16 protein-coding genes are annotated in these 17,954 nt (G+C 42.5%); 11 read left to right on the top strand and 5 right to left on the bottom strand.

The annotated features are described in order from the left end of the window. Nucleotides 1-12: 12 nt before the first annotated feature. The 6 genes from B9Y69_RS04515 (at nucleotide 13) to B9Y69_RS04490 (ending at nucleotide 7,560) form a co-directional block, all read left to right on the top strand. Nucleotides 13-3,165 (top strand): efflux RND transporter permease subunit, encoded by a 3,153-nt coding sequence (locus B9Y69_RS04515; protein ID WP_085471777.1) that lies wholly within the window; start codon nucleotides 13-15, stop codon nucleotides 3,163-3,165. A 4-nt stretch (nucleotides 3,166-3,169) separates the two neighbouring features. Further along, on the top strand, nucleotides 3,170-4,279 hold the full coding sequence (locus B9Y69_RS04510; protein ID WP_085472004.1) for an efflux RND transporter periplasmic adaptor subunit: 1,110 nt from the start codon (nucleotides 3,170-3,172) through the stop codon (nucleotides 4,277-4,279). A gap of 4 nt (nucleotides 4,280-4,283) precedes the next feature. Beyond that, nucleotides 4,284-4,703, top strand: a complete 420-nt coding sequence (locus tag B9Y69_RS04505; protein WP_085471776.1) for a hypothetical protein — start codon at nucleotides 4,284-4,286, stop codon at nucleotides 4,701-4,703. Nucleotides 4,704-4,907: 204 nt separating this feature from the next. Continuing rightward, the gene (locus B9Y69_RS04500; protein ID WP_085471775.1) at nucleotides 4,908-5,456 is read left to right on the top strand and encodes a transposase; all 549 of its coding nucleotides are present in this window, start codon (nucleotides 4,908-4,910) and stop codon (nucleotides 5,454-5,456) included. A gap of 233 nt (nucleotides 5,457-5,689) precedes the next feature. Next, nucleotides 5,690-6,088: a hypothetical protein gene (locus B9Y69_RS04495; RefSeq protein WP_085471774.1), complete on the top strand. Its 399-nt coding sequence runs from the start codon at nucleotides 5,690-5,692 to the stop codon at nucleotides 6,086-6,088. A gap of 53 nt (nucleotides 6,089-6,141) precedes the next feature. Next, nucleotides 6,142-7,560, top strand: a complete 1,419-nt coding sequence (locus B9Y69_RS04490; protein WP_085471773.1) for an aminotransferase-like domain-containing protein — start codon at nucleotides 6,142-6,144, stop codon at nucleotides 7,558-7,560. 229 nt (nucleotides 7,561-7,789) lie between these two features. On the opposite strand, the gene B9Y69_RS04485 is transcribed toward B9Y69_RS04490, so the two are convergent. From B9Y69_RS04485 to B9Y69_RS04470, 4 genes are all read right to left on the bottom strand, one after another. Then, entirely contained in the window at nucleotides 7,790-8,446 is a 657-nt protein-coding gene (locus B9Y69_RS04485; protein ID WP_134432694.1) for an outer membrane beta-barrel protein, read from the bottom strand. After that, nucleotides 8,446-9,156: an outer membrane beta-barrel protein gene (locus tag B9Y69_RS04480; RefSeq protein ID WP_085471771.1), complete on the bottom strand. Its 711-nt coding sequence runs from the start codon at nucleotides 9,154-9,156 to the stop codon at nucleotides 8,446-8,448. The genes B9Y69_RS04485 and B9Y69_RS04480 overlap by 1 nt, the downstream gene beginning before the upstream one ends. A gap of 76 nt (nucleotides 9,157-9,232) precedes the next feature. Next, on the bottom strand, nucleotides 9,233-10,297 hold the full coding sequence (locus B9Y69_RS04475) for an NAD(P)H-dependent flavin oxidoreductase (RefSeq protein WP_085471770.1): 1,065 nt from the start codon (nucleotides 10,295-10,297) through the stop codon (nucleotides 9,233-9,235). Between the two features lie 48 nt (nucleotides 10,298-10,345). Further along, nucleotides 10,346-10,723 (bottom strand): diacylglycerol kinase family protein, encoded by a 378-nt coding sequence (locus B9Y69_RS04470; protein ID WP_085471769.1) that lies wholly within the window; start codon nucleotides 10,721-10,723, stop codon nucleotides 10,346-10,348. A 216-nt stretch (nucleotides 10,724-10,939) separates the two neighbouring features. Between B9Y69_RS04470 and B9Y69_RS04465 the strand changes: the two genes are divergently transcribed. From B9Y69_RS04465 to B9Y69_RS04445, 5 genes are all read left to right on the top strand, one after another. Beyond that, complete coding sequence (locus B9Y69_RS04465; protein WP_394346512.1) at nucleotides 10,940-12,106, top strand: exo-beta-N-acetylmuramidase NamZ family protein; 1,167 nt, start codon at nucleotides 10,940-10,942, stop codon at nucleotides 12,104-12,106. 96 nt (nucleotides 12,107-12,202) lie between these two features. Beyond that, nucleotides 12,203-13,447 (top strand): MFS transporter, encoded by a 1,245-nt coding sequence (locus B9Y69_RS04460; RefSeq protein ID WP_085471767.1) that lies wholly within the window; start codon nucleotides 12,203-12,205, stop codon nucleotides 13,445-13,447. Between the two features lie 103 nt (nucleotides 13,448-13,550). Beyond that, nucleotides 13,551-14,345, top strand: coding sequence for an AttM family quorum-quenching N-acyl homoserine lactonase (gene attM / locus B9Y69_RS04455; RefSeq protein ID WP_200811746.1), 795 nt, complete (start codon nucleotides 13,551-13,553; stop codon nucleotides 14,343-14,345). An 11-nt stretch (nucleotides 14,346-14,356) separates the two neighbouring features. Next, complete coding sequence (locus tag B9Y69_RS04450; protein WP_085471766.1) at nucleotides 14,357-15,493, top strand: zinc-dependent alcohol dehydrogenase family protein; 1,137 nt, start codon at nucleotides 14,357-14,359, stop codon at nucleotides 15,491-15,493. Nucleotides 15,494-15,507: 14 nt separating this feature from the next. Further along, nucleotides 15,508-16,953, top strand: a complete 1,446-nt coding sequence (locus tag B9Y69_RS04445; protein WP_085471765.1) for an NAD-dependent succinate-semialdehyde dehydrogenase — start codon at nucleotides 15,508-15,510, stop codon at nucleotides 16,951-16,953. Here B9Y69_RS04445 and B9Y69_RS04440 read toward each other — a convergent pair. Next, nucleotides 16,950-17,954: a helix-turn-helix domain-containing protein gene (locus tag B9Y69_RS04440; RefSeq protein WP_085471764.1), complete on the bottom strand. Its 1,005-nt coding sequence runs from the start codon at nucleotides 17,952-17,954 to the stop codon at nucleotides 16,950-16,952. The two genes, B9Y69_RS04445 and B9Y69_RS04440, sit on opposite strands and share 4 nt — an antisense overlap.

Genomic DNA, 17,954 nt, shown 5'->3' with positions numbered 1-17,954 from the left:
AACAACTCACATATGAATTTAATACGTTTTGCATTACGCAAACCCATATCTATTATGGTTATGGTGCTGGGGCTGTTGTTCTTCGGGATACGTTCAGCCAAGGATATCCAAGTCGACATCCTCCCAGAAATGAATCTTCCGGTAGTTTATATTGCGCACTCTTTCAATGGTTATACCCCCGAACAGATGGAGGGATACTTTACAAAGATGTATGTCAATATGATGCTTTTTACAAATGGCATCAAGAGCATTGAAACCAAGAATACGCAAGGCCTCACCTTGATGAAAGTTAATTTTTATGAAGGGACAGAGATGGGCCAGGCTATCGCGCAGCTATCGGCGTTATCGAACCGCTCGCAAGTGTTTTTGCCGCCCGGTGCACCGCCGCCCTTTATCATCCGCTTTGACGCGTCGTCACAACCCGTCGGACAGCTGGTTTTCAGAAGTCCTACGAAGACCAACAATCAGCTTCAGGATATAGCCAATTTCACGGCACGTCCTTTCTTGATTGCTATTCCAGGGTTAACCACCGCACCACCGTTCGGAGGAAGTCCGCGTACCATTGAAATTAATGTAGACCCTACGAAGTTACGCGCACATAATATGTCGCCCGAGCAGATCGTCGAAGCTATCAGTCGGCAGAACGTTACTTCACCTGCAGGAAATATTTATATTGATGACACCAACTACCTGACACCAACCAATAACACATTAAAAACGGTTGAAGAATTTGGTGATATCCCGCTCTTCAAGGGCCAGGTAGAGAATGTGTACGTCCGCGACGTGGCTACCGTTAAAGATGGAGCCGATATTACTACAGGCTATGCATTAATCGATGGCAAAAGATCGGTTTATATCAATGTTGCCAAGTCGGGTAAGGCTTCGACCTATGATGTGGTTCAAAATCTAAAAAAGACGATACCCAACATCCAACGCAACCTCCCGGATGATGTGACTATATCGTATGAATTTGACCAGTCCGTTTATGTGATTAATGCTGTTAAAAGTTTAATTGTCGAAGGTGTTCTGGGTGCTTTGTTGACGGGGTTAATGGTTCTTCTGTTTCTTAAAGATACCCGGGCCGCCATTATTGTAATTCTAACAATTCCGGTTTCCATTATATCTGGTGTTCTGTTTTTGAAACTTTTTGGACAAACGATCAATATTATGAGTTTATCCGGCTTGGCATTGGCGATTGGTATCTTGGTCGACGAGAGTACGGTAACCATCGAGAATATACACCAACATTTTGCGATGCGGAAAAGCAAGGCTCAAGCGATCTGGGACGCATGTAAGGAGGTTGCTTTCCCAAAATTGTTAATTCTCCTCTGTATTCTTGCTGTATTTGCTCCTGCACTGATGATGTCTGGTATTCCAGGCTCTTTATTCAAGCCGTTAGCTTTAGCTATTGGCTTCTCGATGCTGGTGTCGTTCCTGATGTCGCAGACCTTTGTGCCGGTTATGGCCAATTGGATGATGAAGAACAAGCATCAGGAAGTGGATACACATAAAGTAGGTGCATTTGATCGCTTTAAGGTGAAGTTTTTAGATTTTCTATCTACACTGATGAAGGGTAAAAAATGGATTGTTTCCATCAGTTTGGTGACAATTGTTGCTGTTGTGGCGGCCTTGTACCTCTATATAGGTAAAGATGTGTTGCCGGCAGTGAACTCCAGTCAGTTTCAGGTTCGTATTACAGCCCCTGAAGGTACGCGTATTGAAAAAACGGAGCAGAAGGTAAAAGGTGTACTCAAGGAATTGGAACATTTAATCGGTAAGGAAAAAATTGCTATATCCTCTGTTTACGTTGGTCAACATCCTTCTACTTTTGCGGTTAGTCCCATTTATTTATACAATGCCGGACCGCATGAAGCTTTGATGCAGGTGGCGCTTCGTGATTTCAAAGGTAGTACGGATGAGCTGAAAGATAAGATTCGTATGCATCTCAAGCAGAAGATGCCAGAATTGAGGCTTTCTTTTGAGCCCATTGAGTTAACAGACAAGATTCTGAGTCAAGGCGCGAATACACCGGTCGAGATCCGGATTTCGGGGATGATGAAGAAGATGAATATGATGACGGCAAAAAAGCTATTGGCTAAGCTACAGGAGCTGGATTACCTGCGTGACCAGCAAATTCCTCAGTCTATGAATTATCCTGCATTAGAAATCAATATCGATCGTACGCGTGCGGCTCAGTTGGGACTTGATGCGCAGGATATTGCAAAATCCTTAGTGGCCAGTACAGCCTCCTCCCGTTATACGAGCAAAAATATGTGGGTCGGTGGTATGATGGGAATTGCCTATGATGTGCAGGTCCAGATGCCGCAACACTTACTAAACAGCAAAGACGAGCTGGCCAATATTCCATTGTCCAAGAATGCCGAACGCCCGGTGCTAGGCGATGTTGCTACAATCACACCGAAGAAAGCACTCGGGGAGAGTTATAATCTAGGAACGATGGGGTACACTACGGTGACGGCCAATGTGCATCAGGCAGATTTGGCGCGTGCGCAAAAGGATATCGAAACCGCAATTGCTTCTTTAGGCGAATTGCCAAAAGGTGTAAATATCCAGTTGGCTGGGTTGACTCCGGTATTAGATGAAACAATGACAGGTTTAGCCAGCGGACTCCTAATCGCTATCGTTGTTATTTTCCTGATTCTATCCGCTAATTTCCAATCCTTCCGCGTTTCACTGGTCGTATTGACTACCGTACCGTTTGTGGTTATGGGGGCTTTGTTGTTGTTGTTGCTGACAGGATCTACCATAAATCTACAGTCGTACATGGGAATTATTATGTCGGTCGGCGTGTCGATTGCTAATGCTGTGCTCTTAATCAGTAATGCGGAGACACTCCGTCTTCAAAGCGGTAATGCTTTACAGGCGGCTATCACGGCGGCTGGTGTTCGTATTCGTCCGATCATTATGACCACCTTGGCAATGATGGCCGGTATGTTGCCTATGGCGATAGGTTTTGGAGAGGGAGGCGATCAGGTATCTCCTTTAGGGAGAGCCGTTATAGGCGGTCTTTTTGCATCTACTTTTTCGGTACTGATCCTCTTGCCGCTTGTCTTTGCTTGGATACAAGGTAAAGCAGCCACACAGTCGCCGTCTTTAGATCCGGAAGATGAACAAAGTATTCACTACAATCAACTATCAAAATAAAATAATGAAATCTATTATAACGATGCTTGCTGTCGGAACGATGTTATTGACAGCTTGCCAAACAGAGAAAAAAGCGCCAGTAGAAAAGAAAGAGGCTATGCCGGGTATGATGATGAACCCGATGGAAACTGTTGCGATTCAAAAGAGCAATCCAAAGGTCTTGTTAAAACTGGCCGGAGAGTTAAAGCCTGATCAGTATACAGAATTGTTCGCTAAAGTGAATAGTTATGTAAAAGGTTTGCGCGTGGATGTTGGAGATCGCGTTTCTGCGGGACAAATTCTAATTGTTTTGGAGGCTCCCGAAATACAATCGCAGGTCGCTCACGCTAAAGCTAAGATTAAAGCCCAGGAAGCAGTTTACCTATCTACGAAGTCGACCTACGATCGGATGATGAAGGCCAATGAAACGCCTGGTGCAATTGCGAAAGATGCAATGGACCAAATCATAGCTAAAAAACTAGCAGATGAAGCACAGCTGCTTGCCGCCCGTTCTACCTATGAGGAAATCCGTAATATTGATGATTACTTGGTAATCCGGGCGCCTTTTAGCGGCACTATTACGGGGCGCAATGTCGATCTAGGTGCTTATGTTGGTCCGATGGGAAAAGTGCCTCTTTTGGTGATTGAGAATAACGATAAGCTCCGCTTGAATTTATCGATTCCGGAAGCTAATACGCCATATGTACAGGTGGGCGACACGATCAGCTTCTTTGTACGTTCACAACCGCAGGAACGTTATGTGGCCCGAGTGAGCCGTAAATCGGGTAGCTTGGATGTGAATTTGCGATCTGAGAAGATCGAGGCGGACTTTAGCAATACAGGCGGTCGCTTAAAACCTTTTATGATCGCGGAGAGTAGCATTCCGTTGCAGCATAGCGAAGCAACATTTTTTGTTCCGAAACCAGCGGTCGTCGAAAGTGGTATGGGGGTATATGTTATTCGTGTGGAGAACGGAAAGACAAAAAATATCCCGGTACGGAAAGGACGTGTGATGCCCGAACAAATTGAGGTGTTTGGTGAATTAAATGAAGGAGATACGATTCTTAAAATGGGATCAGAAGAAGTGCAGGAGGGAACAGTGGTTCCACCGGCAAAGGCAGGTATGAAAATGTAATGTTATGAGATATTTAGTAAAAATATGTTGTATTGCTGTATCCGTATTAATCTTTATGGCGTGCGGTTCGGAACAGAATAATGAAACGTCATCAACGGAGCAGGCACCGAAAGGTATGTTGTTTTCCAACAATCCCAAAAGGGGAGATGTGGTTCCGAACAATCTTGTTTGTATGGTAAACGATGCCTATATGGGGAAGAAGCAAATCGAAGTCCCTTTTGAAGGGAAGATGTATTACGGTTGCTGTAATATGTGCAAGGAGCGGATCCCGAAAGATGCCAAAATTCGCTATGCGATCGATCCTTATACCTTGGAAAAGGTGGATAAAGCAACGGCTTATATTGTTTTAATCGGTGATCAGGGGGAGGTGGCTTACTTCGAAAATGAAGCCAGTTATAGAAGCTTCGAAAAGAGGCGATCATAAGGACAGAAAGGCAGGGCGTGTCCCTGCCTTTTCTATGACTTGTTTATTTTTGCCATCCAATGGTTTTGAGATATTTTATTTAGTTGCCATACGTAGGGGCTGGGCTTGTCCCCGCCCTTTTTTGGATTTGTATGTTTTCCAGTGCTTTCTAGTTAACTTGTACCACCTCCTTAATATTTGTAAGTTGTTGTAAACGAAAAAAAGATGAAAAACCAATTGAATCGACGGTCTATACGTTTACAAGGATATGATTACTCTCAACCCGGTATGTACTTCATTACACTCTGTACCGACCGGAAACGATGTCTTTTCGGTTTTATACAAAGTAATGCAGTACAGCTTAACGAATTTGGACAAAAGGTTAAATCCATTTTGTTATCGTTATCCAAACGATTTCCACACGTAACATTAGATGAATTTGTAATCATGCCGAATCACATTCATGCTATTATTGTTATCTCAAAGCCCGAATATCAATACAAAGATATCAGCACAGTTCCTCCTTCCGTTGAAAGTACTCCAGGTTTATCACAAATAATAGGTTCTTTTAAATCACTAGTATATAGGCAATACACACTGGAGAGAAACAAATTCGCAGAACAGCAGCAAATAAAACAGCATAAAATTTGGCAACGAAATTATTTTGAACATATCGTTCGTGACGGAAGTGACTATGATCGTATCGTAAATTACATTAGGGATAATCCGATGAATTGGAAGGATGATAAGCTATATACAAGTGCTACATCCTAAAAGACACTATTTTTGAGAATAAAAAAGAAACGTACGTAAACAGATGTTTGATAGTACCTACGTGGGCGACCGCAAGGGTAGCCCCTACGTAGAAAGAAAAGCATCTTCAGCATCAAAAAGCTTATTGAGCGGCAATCTCTTTGTAAAAAAATCTGTACCCCAAATAAATCATTTTTCTGTATCTGTACCTCTTTCCTGTGATGCTGTAAATTCGTCTCAAACGAAACAGTAAAATGAAAACCCAACCCGATACCTTGACAAAAATTCAGGTTCAGAACGTCTACCTTTCTGAGCTACGCGCTGTAGTAAATCTTTACAAACGTCAAATATTGCATATCTCTGAGACAGAGGTCGCCAACGCGAAGCTCACAGCTGCATTCGGACTTCCTTTAGCAGTCCTTACCAGTGATCGTAAAGTCGTTGGTTTCGCAAGGGCGCAGATTAACGATCTTGGAGCGATTGATTTGTCGTGCTACCTTGAAGAAGACTTTCTTGACGACAAACACTATATGGCATTAAAGGCCAAGGCAGAGGACAATCTGCACTATACCTTCAGCCGAGAGAACCAACAAACGGAAGACCTAGCCAGTGCGATAGAACAGCTAATCTATTGGTTGAATTTGGCATCATAAGAAATCGTAACTATATTGGATTTCGTTACGCTTAAGAAACGCGCATAAATAACATGTTACTCAAAAAAGAACCTTTATACCTCCATATTGCCAATTTGATTGAAGAGCAAATTTTGGCGGGTACGCTGCAATTAGGGGATAAGCTACCGTCCATTCGCACGGTAGAAAAGATGCATAACGTTAGTATTAATACCGTTAAACAAGCTTTTTTACTTTTAGAAAGCAAATCCCTTATTGAGTCAAGACCTCGGTCTGGTTACTTTGTGAGCAAAACGTCCATGCGTCGTTTTGCGCTCCCAACGATCGGAGACCTTGCGGCAGCTAAGAATATACGTCCTGCCGAAGACCTAATTGATAAGGTGTTTAATACCCTCAAGCAAGATGTTACGCAGTTTTCCCTCGGTGTTCCTGGCGATAATATGTTGCCTATCGCGAAGCTCAACAAAAGCTTAATAAAAGTTATATCGCGGCTACCCGACGGAGGCACAGCCTATGAGCCCGTGCAAGGGAGTCCCAATTTACGAAGAAGCGTGGCCAAGTGGAGCATGCATGCTGGAGCACATGTGACGGAAGAGGACTTGGTGACCACTTCTGGTGCAATGAATGCGCTATCCAATTGTTTAATGGCGGTTACGAAGCCTGGCGATACGATCGCGGTCGAGACACCCACATATTTTGGAACCCTTCAACTGGCTAAATCTCTAGGCTTACAGGTTATCGAGATTCCGTCCCATCCGATAACTGGACTCGAGTTGGATGCATTGAAAAAGGTACTTCATAAGATTGATATATGCTGCTTTACGGCCAATTTCAGTAACCCTTTAGGTAGCCTGATGCCTGAAGAACACAAGATAGAGTTGGTGCGCTTGCTTACAGACTATAATATCCCATTAATAGAAGATGACCTTTATGGCAATTTGTTCTTTGGCCCGAGTCGACCAGCGCCTTGTAAAGCGTATGATGAAGCGGGTATCGTTATGTGGTGTGGATCGGTCTCCAAAACATTGGCACCGGGATATCGTGTAGGCTGGGTGGCACCCGGGAAATTTAAGGATCGAGTAATCCGACAGAAGCTTTTACATACGATATCCACTCCAATTCTGTATCAAGAAGTTATTGCCGATTTTATGGAGAATGGGCGATATGAACATTATTTGAGAAATTTCCGTAATCGATTGTATGCGAACTGTATGCAGTATCAACGATCTGTCGAAGCCTATTTTCCGGAAAACACCAAGATAGCACAACCCCAAGGTGGTTTTGTCCTTTGGTTAGAACTGGATGCAAAAATTGATACTGCAGCACTATATGATAGAGCATTACAGCAGAAAATTAGTTTTGCACCTGGACGAATTTTTACGCTACAAGATCGCTACCATAACTGTATGCGACTAAATTATGCGCTGGACTGGAACGATCAACTTGAAAATGACATCAAGCGCCTAGGTAATATTGTGAAATCTGTATTGTAGCGTCGTGATATGTAGTTTGTAACCCTAAGCTCCTCGCTGGCGCGAGTCTGTGGCCTGTGTCCAAAGTTAAATAAATAGTTAAGGCACGAGCTGAAAGCTCGCGCCAGCGATTACGGTCAACAAACAGCCGCAAGATTTAGCTGCGCGATGTCTGCGGTAGGCAGGTTTTCAGCCAGTAATTGATATTTCTACAAGCCTATCTTACGATGAGCATTGCGCTAAGATCGTTTTAGAATCTATAAGAAAGACCGATCGAAGCATTACTGAAAATATCCTGGAGTGCTGTAAAGGTATGGGCTTTCCCATTAATACTCTTCACGGTAGTGTGTGTATATTGGACGAGATTATTCAAGCGTCCCTCTACACCAAGACCTTTATAGAAATTATATCTACCCCCGAGGTGTAAACCACCACCATACACATTCGCTTTTCCATTTTTTTCTGCGAAGGTCTCTGATGATTCACCATCTTTGCGCTTTAAACTTCCTTTACTAGCATCCAATTCCATAAAGAAACTAGTTTTTCCATTATCATATAAATAACGTTGAGCAAAAATACCATACCGATACATCTTCTCTTTTTCAACAGTCTCTATAGAAACGAGACCTTGGGGGAAAACTGTTACATAACTAGTTGTTGTCCGCAAGTTGCTGAAGCTATAAACTCCCCCGATTGCCCACCCCTTGTTTAAACGGTAACCAAGACGTGGGGTCACTACATGCCCTTTACTTATTTCTACAGGTCTATCATCAGCTACTACACTTCCGGCATCTGATTTATTATAGGAATAATGCGCGGATACAAAAAGGCCCTTCTCTTGCGCCTTTACACTACTGTAGATACAAAGTGCAACAAATACGATTAAAAATCTATTCCAATACATCATTAAAAAGTATAAACAGCTGAAAGAAATGCATTATTAAATGGCGACTGGAAGACGTTAAAATTCGTGTTCTTATAGTCTCCAAATGTATGGTTAACATTCACCATATTATGTAAGGAGAGCTGTACTTGGAAATGGTTAGAGAACCGATAAGCACCACCTACACGCAAGTCTACATCCAATGCCTTTATCTCTGTTTCGGATTTCGTTTCAGAAGCGCTTACATATCCACTACCAGGAGTATAGAGATCATCTAGCGGCCTCGTTAAATTGGATGACTTATATTCTTTTTTTGTTAGTTGGTAACGTGGCGTTAAATCGGCGAAAAGGTTCCAACCTAACTTTTCAAATGGTTTTACGTAAGCCCTATAGAAAATTCCAAATGATTGTGTCTTTGATTTTAATTCCGTTTGATTTAGAGACACAAGATTGTTCATATACAGGCTGTATTCTTGCGAACTTTTGCTCCTTGAGAAATCATAAGCCAAACCAATAAAGGAGTGAGCGGATAGCCCGAAGCCCAGCTGTGCGTTAATTTTTGGTGTCCCAGCAGAATATTCTTGATCCATGTTCATATCAGCCACCGAGTAAGCCGCTGTTGCTGATTTCGTTTTGCCAAAAGATCCACCAGCTTCAATAAACACTTTTGATTGTTGGCCTTTGGCCATAGTAACGACGCCTAGTATCGCTAGACCGATTAGTAATCTCTTCATTTAATATCAATAATTGGATGATTGCCAAAGGTAGAAAAAACATATAAGCCAATCAATTTATTGATAAATAATAAGACTATATCAATTGCAGCTGATTAATCAAGTGCTTTATGATCGTTGTACATGAGTCTTCCCGATAAGGCTGTAGGGATTGTCCTGCCCATAGGCTTATAAAATCAGTCCGCTCCTGCGTTCGTGCCAACTGCCGTAACGGTGCCGTCAGCTTATTTTGGTAGGGGTAGGGTAATACAAAGCCACTATCTTCCATCTGTGTCATAAAGGTTGTATTCAATCCACGGGCATAGCGCCCTGTGAAGCTCTTCGTTAAGCAGTTGTCAGATTCTATAGCGTTACGTAGACGTTCTTTTTCGAATGGCTGAAGTGCACTTTCTGCCGACCCCAGGAACATACTGCCCAATTGAAATGCTTGCGCACCGAGATCGTATGCCGCTTGGATAGTATGTACATTATATAAACCACCGGCATAGATGAGTGGCAGGTTCACCGCATCATAAACTTGCGCAAGCAAGGATAGACCACCGATCTGGGGGAGTGGTCCTTCCAGGAACGTTCCGCGGTGACCGCCCGCTTCAATACCCTGTACACAAATCGCATCTATACCAGCAGCTTCCAATACTTTTGCTTCAGCGACCGAAGTGCAGGTGCCAATTAAGAACACACCGCTCTCTTTCAACCGCGTAACAGTTGCGGGATCGAGGTTGCCAAAAGTAAAACTAACAATAGGACAGCCCTCTTCGAGGATGATATCAATCTGATCCTGGTAGTTGGTCAAAGAAATAGTATCAATATCCGGTAAAGACACTTCCAAACCATGCTTTCGTGCTAAATCTTGCACAAATAAACGGGTTTTATTGTAGCTTGTTCGTAGTTCGTTAGATAATCCGGGAATAGAATGCGCAAAGAAATTTACCGCAAAGGGTTTCTCCGTTAAGGTCTTGGTTTGACGAATCAAATCCCGACATACTACGGCAGGTAAGTCTCCTAAGGCAAGTGACCCTAGTGCTCCAGCCGCCGATGCAGCAGCAACCATAGCAGGGGTCGTAACACCTAACATAGGCGCCTGCACAATTGGTGTGTCTACACCAAGCATCTGGGTCAGGTTATTTTTTAATAACACCATACTTCAAAGTTTGTAGATTAGGGGCTAAATAAAGCTACCATAAACTTATCAAAAAAACGTTGATAGCTTCGGTATAAAGATAAGTAGCCCAACGATAAAAGCCGTTATTGCACTTAGTAATACAGCCGCCGCGGCAAGATCCTTAACCTTTTTTAATAGAGGTTGTCTTTCTTCGCTAACAAAGTCGACTAGGGCTTCCAAAGCACTATTGAATAATTCGCAAATGAAAACGAGCCCCATACAGAAAATAACAGCTATCCATTCATAGCGATTCAAACCGAAGGAGAACCCTAAAATAGTGGTCAAGACGGCAATTGAAAAGTGAATCCTACTATTATGCTCTTCCCGAAGCATTATGCGTAAACCATTCCAGGCATAACGAAAGCTTTTTAAACGCTTACTAAATGAAAACTTGTCATTATCCATACGGTGCGGTTTATTAGAAAAACAAACATCGTGTAAATTTATTGACTTTAATAAAAAAGCAGGAAATAATCTTTTTTACACCTCATTTCTAAAATGTTATCAAATACTTTTTTATGCATTTTTATGAAAGATTTTTCATAAGTTTGAGTATAAAACCACCAATAAACGTAAATATCTATGAATAAATACTTGCTAGTCCTTTTAATATGCTGTTTTATGCATGGTTTGACCCACGGTCAAATCAAGTATATGAATGATCATATTAAGACGGGTGCTGAACAGACAGAAAAGTACCTGCCCTTATTGAAAAACAAACGTGTCGCCATTGTTGCCAACCAAACAGCGATTATCGGTAAGAGCCATTTAGTGGATAGCCTCCAGAAGCGTGGCGTACAGATTGTGAAAGTCTTTGGCCCGGAGCATGGGTTTCGTGGGAACGCCAGCAACGGCACTGAAGTAGGGGATGAGGTTGATAAGGTGACAGGAATCCCTATTATTTCTTTGTATGGCAGTAAAAGGAAACCAAGTCAGAAAGACCTAGCTGATGTGGATATCCTCATCTTTGACATACAAGATGTTGGTTGTCGTTTTTATACGAATATAAATACCCTACGCGATGTTATGGAGGCTTGTGCTGAATATGGAAAAGAAATGTTGATACTGGATCGTCCTAACCCGAACGGTTACTTTATTGATGGTCCTATTTTGGACATGAAATACAGCTCCGGTATTGGTCAGTTTCCGATACCCATTACTCATGGATTGACGGTGGGGGAATTTGCACAAATGGTTAACGGAGAGCGTTGGTATAAAGGGGCAAACCGTTGTAAACTTCAAATCATAAAAAATGCAAACTATACGCATGATATGTTCTACAGACTTCCGGTTCCACCGTCGCCTAATCTGAATACGCCAGAAAGTATTCTATTATATCCTTCTACCTGTCTATTTGAAGGGGTAGCTTTAAACCATGGTCGTGGGACCGACTATCCATTTACACGGGTTGGTGGACCGATGCTCAAAGGTATTTACACCTTTTCGTACGTGCCTAGGAGTATACCAGGCAAGAGTGAAAGACCGTTGTTCAAAGGAGAGACATGTTACGGCATGGACTTGCGCTATTATCCACTAGACAAGCTGGTAAAGGAGAAAAAGATCAACTTGACTTGGATGATTGAATTATATAAAAATCATCCTGACAAAGATAAATTCTTTGATCGTACCTTAAGCGACCAGATAGGTAATATTGACTTCCTTGCAGGTGTTGCCGAATTTAAAGAACAGATCAAACAAGGTCTTACTGAAGCGCAAATACGTAAATCTTGGGAGCCCGGGCTTGAAAAATACAAAATTATGCGCAAAAAATATCTATTGTATCCGTAGCTAATATCCCCTTGAATTTGTGTTAATTAATTAGAAAAAAATTAACACAAATTCAATATCCATTCCTTACATTTGACGTTTCCATTTAACTTTTCTATGGCAGACGTGATACAGACATCAAAATTTACAGGGTACGAGAAGATTGTTATTCTCCTCTTGGCCCTTACGCAATTTACGGTGGTATTGGATTTTATGGTGATGTCACCCTTAGGTGATTTGCTTGTTTCATCCATGAACATCACAGCTTCTTCTTTTGGAAATGTCGTATCGGCATACGCATATAGTGCAGGTATTTCTGGACTATTGACAGCCGGTTTTGCCGACAAGTTTGACCGTAAGAAACTCCTTATTTTCTTTTATGTAGGATTTGTCATCGGAACTATCTGTTGCGGTATTGTGGATTCCTATACTGGAATTGTTGTTGCTCGTATAGTGACCGGTTTATTTGGAGGTGTAATGGGGTCTATATCAATGGCGATTATTACTGATATTTTTCCCTTAGAGAAGCGAGGTCGCGTGATGGGGTTTGTGCAGATGGGGTTTGGAGCAAGTCAAGTATTGGGTATACCTATTGGTTTGTATATTGCTAATCATATGGGCTGGGAAGCACCTTTTTTGTTTATCGCAGGCTTTTCGATCTTAATTCTTCTCGCTATTATTTTTGTTTTGAAGCCCGTGCAAGACCATTTGCATATCAAGCGGGAGCATAATGCGTTAATCCATTTACTGCAGACCGTTAAGAACCCGAACTATCAGCGCGCGTTCTTAACCACGTCACTATTATCTTTAGGTGGCTTTATGATGATGCCATATGCTACTATTTTTGCCGTACACAATTTAGAAGTTACGAGTGAGCAATTACCTATTTTATTCATGGTATCAGGTTTGGTCTCCTTGTTACTTATGCCGTTTGTAGGTCGTTTGAGTGACAAAATAGATAAATTTAAACTATTCTCATTAGGTAGTATTTGGTTGGTTGTTTTTTGTATCCTGTATACGAATATGGCCGGACTTCCATTTGGTATAGTACTGGTGCTAAATACCTGCATTACCATTGGAATCTTGTGTCGTATGGTTCCTTCTATGGCTTTGATGTCTGCTGTTCCAGATAATCAGGACCGTGGCGCCTTTATGAGTATCCAGTCCTCCATCCAGCAGATTGCAGGTGGGATTGCGGCAACCATTGCAGGACTTATTGTTTTTCAACAAACACCGATGTCACCACTACAGCACTATGATATTGTTGGTTATGTCGTAGGTTTGTTTGTTTTCGTTTCGTTATTCCTGATGCAAAGGGTCGATCGGTATGTTAAAAGCAAACCGTTGAAGCGGACGAACTAATGGCGTTCCTTTAATGATTATAAGGTTGTTTAGCTAAACAATCCAACGACTCGATTGTTATTCTCTTTGGCAGCATAAATCCATAAATTTAAAGTAAATGAATATGCAAAAGGAGATTAGACTTTACATGTTTCAGACAGGTGTTCTGCAATGTAAAGAGAATAACATCAAAATGAATGCATCGCAGGAGCCTTATGAAATTCCTGTTCCTTGGTACCTGATCACACATCCGAAAGGCCATATTATTATTGATGGCGGAAATGCTGTTGAATGTGCCACAGATCCGAAGGGATACTGGGAAGGTATTACGTCGGTGTATTGGCCGGTCATGACTAAAGAAGAAGGCTGTGTACACACCATTGAAGCTTTAGGGCTAGATGTGAACGATATCAAACTAGTTCTTCAATCTCATTTGCACTTAGATCATACAGGCGCCGTTGGACGTTTTCCTAATGCAACACATCTTGTGCAACGCAAAGAATATGAATATGCCTTTACCCCCGATTGGTTTGCTGCCGGTGGTTATATCCGGAAAGACTTTGATCGACCAAACCTGAAATGGCAGTTTTTAGAGCTAGACTACAACGATGTTTACGATGTGTATGGTGATGGTGTAATCCGGATGATACCCACGCCGGGACATTCTCCGGGGCATTGTAGCTTCTTGATAACCTTACCAAATTCAGGCAGTATTTTATTGGCCATTGATGCGGCATATACCACAGACCATTGGGATGAAAAGGCACTCCCAGGCTTTCTAGCTTCTACTGTAGATGCGGTACGCTCGGTCAAGAAGTTGCATCAAATTGCGGATAAGTATGATGCCATGGTAGTGACGGGCCATGACCCCGCAAAATGGTCCACTTTTAAGAAAGCACCGGAGTTCTTTTACGATTAATAAACGGACATATGAAAACGAAAGCAGCTGTTTTGCGGCAGTCGGGCGGGCATGAACGTCCGTATACTGTTTCTAAGCCATTAACGATTGAGGAGGTCACGCTTGATAAGCCAGGAAAAGACGAAGTAATTGTTCAGATTAAAGCCGCAGGGCTTTGCCATTCAGATCTTTCTGTCATCGACGGAAACAGGCCGCGTCCAATGCCTATGGTTTTGGGGCACGAAGCAGCCGGAATTGTCGTTGCCTTAGGCGAGGGCGTCACAACATTCAATAAAGGTGATCATGTCGTTTTTGCATTTTTACCGTCTTGCGGCCATTGCGAATACTGTATGTCCGGACGCGCGGCGCTATGTAATCCAGGGGCAAAAGCAAATAATGAAGGCGTACTGCTTAATGGCGGGCGTAAAATAAAAAACCATAACGGTGATGTATACCATCATCATCTTGGTGTTTCTGGTTTTGCAGAATATGCGGTAGCATCCATCTACTCACTTGTTAAGATAGATAAAGCGTATCCGTTTGAGATTGCAGCCCTTTTTGGTTGTGCCGTTATGACGGGAGTTGGAGCTGTTGTACATACGGCTCAAGTACATATGGGAGAGAGTGTGTTGGTGGTTGGCTTGGGAGGCGTCGGGCTATCGGCGATTCTGGGTGCCAAAGCGGCGGGAGCATCCCAAATTATTGCGGCTGATGTAAGTGAGGCCAAGCTACATGTCGCCAAACAATATGGTGCGACACATGTGGTTAATTCGAGTCAAGAACATGCATTGGATCAAGTAAAACAAGTGATTACGCCTTCTGGCGTTGATAAATCAGTTGAATTTGCAGGAGCGATGCCCGCCCTAGACTTTGCCTTCCATGCGACCAAGAAAGGTGGTGTTACTGTAACCGGAGCATTACCACATCCTGATGCAAGATTGAGCTTAAATCCATTAATTCTTGTCGGCCAAGAAAAGACACTAAAGGGATGTTACCTCGGAAGTTGTGTGCCCAGTATTGATATACCAAATTTCTTGGCACTATACAAAAAAGGAGACCTTCCAGTGGACCTCCTAATTACGCATCGATTGAAGTTAGATGAAATAAATGAAGGGTTCGAGCGCTTGGCAAATGGTGATGCTATCCGTCAAGTGATTATCTTTGATTAATAATAAATGTGAAAATGAATAATTATAAAGACCTCCTTTTTGAAGAGTCGTTTGTGGATGGCAAATGGCAACATGAAGGGCAAGAGCGTATAGAAGTTAAAAATCCCGTAGATCTTTCTGTTATAGGTAAGGTCTATGATGAGGGGCGTCCTTTCGTTGCAAAGGCTATTGATGCAGCTCACCGCGCTTTCCCCGCTTGGAAAGCCAAGTCCGCGAAGGAGCGTAGCGCAATATTATTGGCCTGGTACAGTCTTATTCAGGAAAATAAGGAAGCTATAGCAACTATTATGACACTCGAGAGTGGGAAACCATTGGGAGAAAGTCGAGGGGAGATTGATTATGGAGCGGGATACATCCAATGGTTTGCCGAGGAAGCAAAACGCAACTATGGAGATGTGATTCCCGGCTTTACGGCTGACAAACGTATTATGGCACTAAAAGAGCCTGTCGGTGTAGTAGGGGCTATTACGCCCTGGAATTTCCCTTTAGCCATGATTACCCGTAAGATCGCGCCCGCTTTAGCCGTAGGCTGCACCGTGGTTGTTCGACCAAGTGAGTCTACGCCCTTAACGGCTTTAGCGATAAATTATCTGGCACATCAGGCGGGCTTTCCTCCAGGTGTAATTAATACGGTAGTGGGTTCCAATGCTTCTGAGCTTGGGAAAGAATTGTGTGAAAGCAAGAAAGTTTCGAAGATATCTTTTACAGGTTCTACTCGTGTGGGACAAGTATTGATGGCACAATGTGCCCCAACCTTAAAGAAAATGAGTTTGGAGCTGGGGGGCAATGCGCCATTTATTGTATTTGATGACGCGGATATCGATTTGGCTGTAAAGGGCGCTATTGCGGGTAAGTTTCGCTTCGGGGGACAGACCTGTGTCTGTGTAAACCGAATACTGGTTCAGGCAGGTATTTATGACGCTTTCGCAGAGCGTTTTGTTAAAGCAGTACATGCGCTGAAAATGGGAAATGGTTTAGCTGAAGATGTTTCTATCGGTCCTTTAATAAACCAGAATGCAGTGAAAAGAATGGGGGATATGTTGGCAGATGCCGTTGCAAAAGGTGGTATAGTAGCAACTGGTGGACATGCTAAGGCGCCTTTATTTTTTGAACCCACAGTGCTTCTAAATGCAACCTCCGACATGGATTTTGCACAAAATGAAATCTTTGGCCCTATTGCGCCGCTGTATAAGTTTGAAACCGAAGAAGAAGCCATCCAGATGGCGAACGATACAATTTACGGATTGGCCAGCTATTTCTACACCAATGATTTAAATAGGTCTTGGCGTGTACGCGAACAATTAGAGTATGGCATCGTGGGTATTAATGAAGGCTTGGTTTCTTCAGAAGTGGTCCCGTTTGGAGGTGTTAAGTATTCTGGACAAGGAAGAGAAGGGTCTAAGTATGGGTTGGATAGCTATATCGATATCAAATACGTTTGTGTCGGTAATGTACGCTAAGTTTCACTAAAGCATTTGACAAAGTCTGAATTAGGGAGTTTGTCAAATTGCTTCTTATAATTTGCGGAAAAATGACCTGGCTTCGAGTATCCCACGACATAGCTCACCGCATTTATACTTTCATATTTCCCACTTTCCAATAGTTTCTTTGCTAGCAATAGTTTCTCTTGTATAAAGAAGTTATTGGGTGAGTTTTTTAGTATCTTTTTAAAGATCTTTTTATACTTCGAGGCTGACATTCCAGCCATATCTGCTAAATAATCGATTCCAGGAAAAGGTTCGAGTAGCCTATCAAGGAGGTACTTTTGTGACGCCATAATCATATGTACTTCCGTTGCGGAGAGCCGACCTAATTCAGGTTCTTCTTCCGACATTTTCTCTATGAGGTAACCAAATGCTTGTAATGCTGTACCCTGCGCCTTAAAAACAAAGGTAGCATCTGCAAAAGAGCAATCTCGCAAGTTCAATAGCGCAATTTTGGTACGACTATCCATATGAGTATAAAAGAAAATTGTATTTTTTCGCGTGTCAAAAGCTTTTTCAGCTTTGGAAAGGGGTAGTTTACCCGCTAAATAGTGTTTTAATAGTTCTTTAGATATCAATAACCTAAAGGAGTACATTCGCTGTCCAATTGGAGCAATATACGTACTCTCTAGGCTTCCATCAACGATGCCCATTCCCAATTGTGCTTGGTATCCGACCTGATGTTGCTCTCCATTGACGTGATGGATACTCAACTCTTCACTCAAATCATAATAAGCAATGCAATAGTCTTCCGAACTTGCATATTTAGTAAGGATATATTGTTCCCGGAAGGTAAAATCCACAATGAGTAGCATTAGGCCGGGTAATACTTCGAGATAGAAAGAACAGCCATCTCCGATCTCTTTAGGAAAAATCAAATAATGGTCGTTAAATGAAACCGCGCCTAAAGCATCCTTAAAATCTTGTTGCCAATCGATTGCTATCCCCATGCGGTGTTTGATGATCTTAGCTTTCAT

It is taken from the genome of Sphingobacterium psychroaquaticum, from assembly GCF_900177625.1.
GTDB lineage: Bacteria > Bacteroidota > Bacteroidia > Sphingobacteriales > Sphingobacteriaceae > Sphingobacterium > Sphingobacterium psychroaquaticum.
The sequence above is the reverse complement of the archived record's forward strand: the minus strand, read 5'-3'. Positions and strand labels throughout refer to the sequence as shown.

Bases quoted from the DNA above. Each gene is read 5' to 3' on its own strand.
- B9Y69_RS04515 (WP_085471777.1), top strand. From the start codon at position 13: ATGAATTTAATACGTTTTGCATTACGCAAACCCATATCTATTATGGTT.
- B9Y69_RS04510 (WP_085472004.1), top strand. From the start codon at position 3,170: ATGAAATCTATTATAACGATGCTTGCTGTCGGAACGATGTTATTGACA.
- B9Y69_RS04505 (WP_085471776.1), top strand. From the start codon at position 4,284: ATGAGATATTTAGTAAAAATATGTTGTATTGCTGTATCCGTATTAATC.
- B9Y69_RS04500 (WP_085471775.1), top strand. From the start codon at position 4,908: ATGAAAAACCAATTGAATCGACGGTCTATACGTTTACAAGGATATGAT.
- B9Y69_RS04495 (WP_085471774.1), top strand. From the start codon at position 5,690: ATGAAAACCCAACCCGATACCTTGACAAAAATTCAGGTTCAGAACGTC.
- B9Y69_RS04490 (WP_085471773.1), top strand. From the start codon at position 6,142: ATGTTACTCAAAAAAGAACCTTTATACCTCCATATTGCCAATTTGATT.
- B9Y69_RS04485 (WP_134432694.1), bottom strand. From the start codon at position 8,446: ATGATGTATTGGAATAGATTTTTAATCGTATTTGTTGCACTTTGTATC.
- B9Y69_RS04480 (WP_085471771.1), bottom strand. From the start codon at position 9,156: ATGAAGAGATTACTAATCGGTCTAGCGATACTAGGCGTCGTTACTATG.
- B9Y69_RS04475 (WP_085471770.1), bottom strand. From the start codon at position 10,297: ATGGTGTTATTAAAAAATAACCTGACCCAGATGCTTGGTGTAGACACA.
- B9Y69_RS04470 (WP_085471769.1), bottom strand. From the start codon at position 10,723: ATGGATAATGACAAGTTTTCATTTAGTAAGCGTTTAAAAAGCTTTCGT.
- B9Y69_RS04465 (WP_394346512.1), top strand. From the start codon at position 10,940: ATGCATGGTTTGACCCACGGTCAAATCAAGTATATGAATGATCATATT.
- B9Y69_RS04460 (WP_085471767.1), top strand. From the start codon at position 12,203: ATGGCAGACGTGATACAGACATCAAAATTTACAGGGTACGAGAAGATT.
- attM (WP_200811746.1), top strand. From the start codon at position 13,551: ATGCAAAAGGAGATTAGACTTTACATGTTTCAGACAGGTGTTCTGCAA.
- B9Y69_RS04450 (WP_085471766.1), top strand. From the start codon at position 14,357: ATGAAAACGAAAGCAGCTGTTTTGCGGCAGTCGGGCGGGCATGAACGT.
- B9Y69_RS04445 (WP_085471765.1), top strand. From the start codon at position 15,508: ATGAATAATTATAAAGACCTCCTTTTTGAAGAGTCGTTTGTGGATGGC.
- B9Y69_RS04440 (WP_085471764.1), bottom strand. From the start codon at position 17,954: ATGAAAGCTAAGATCATCAAACACCGCATGGGGATAGCAATCGATTGG.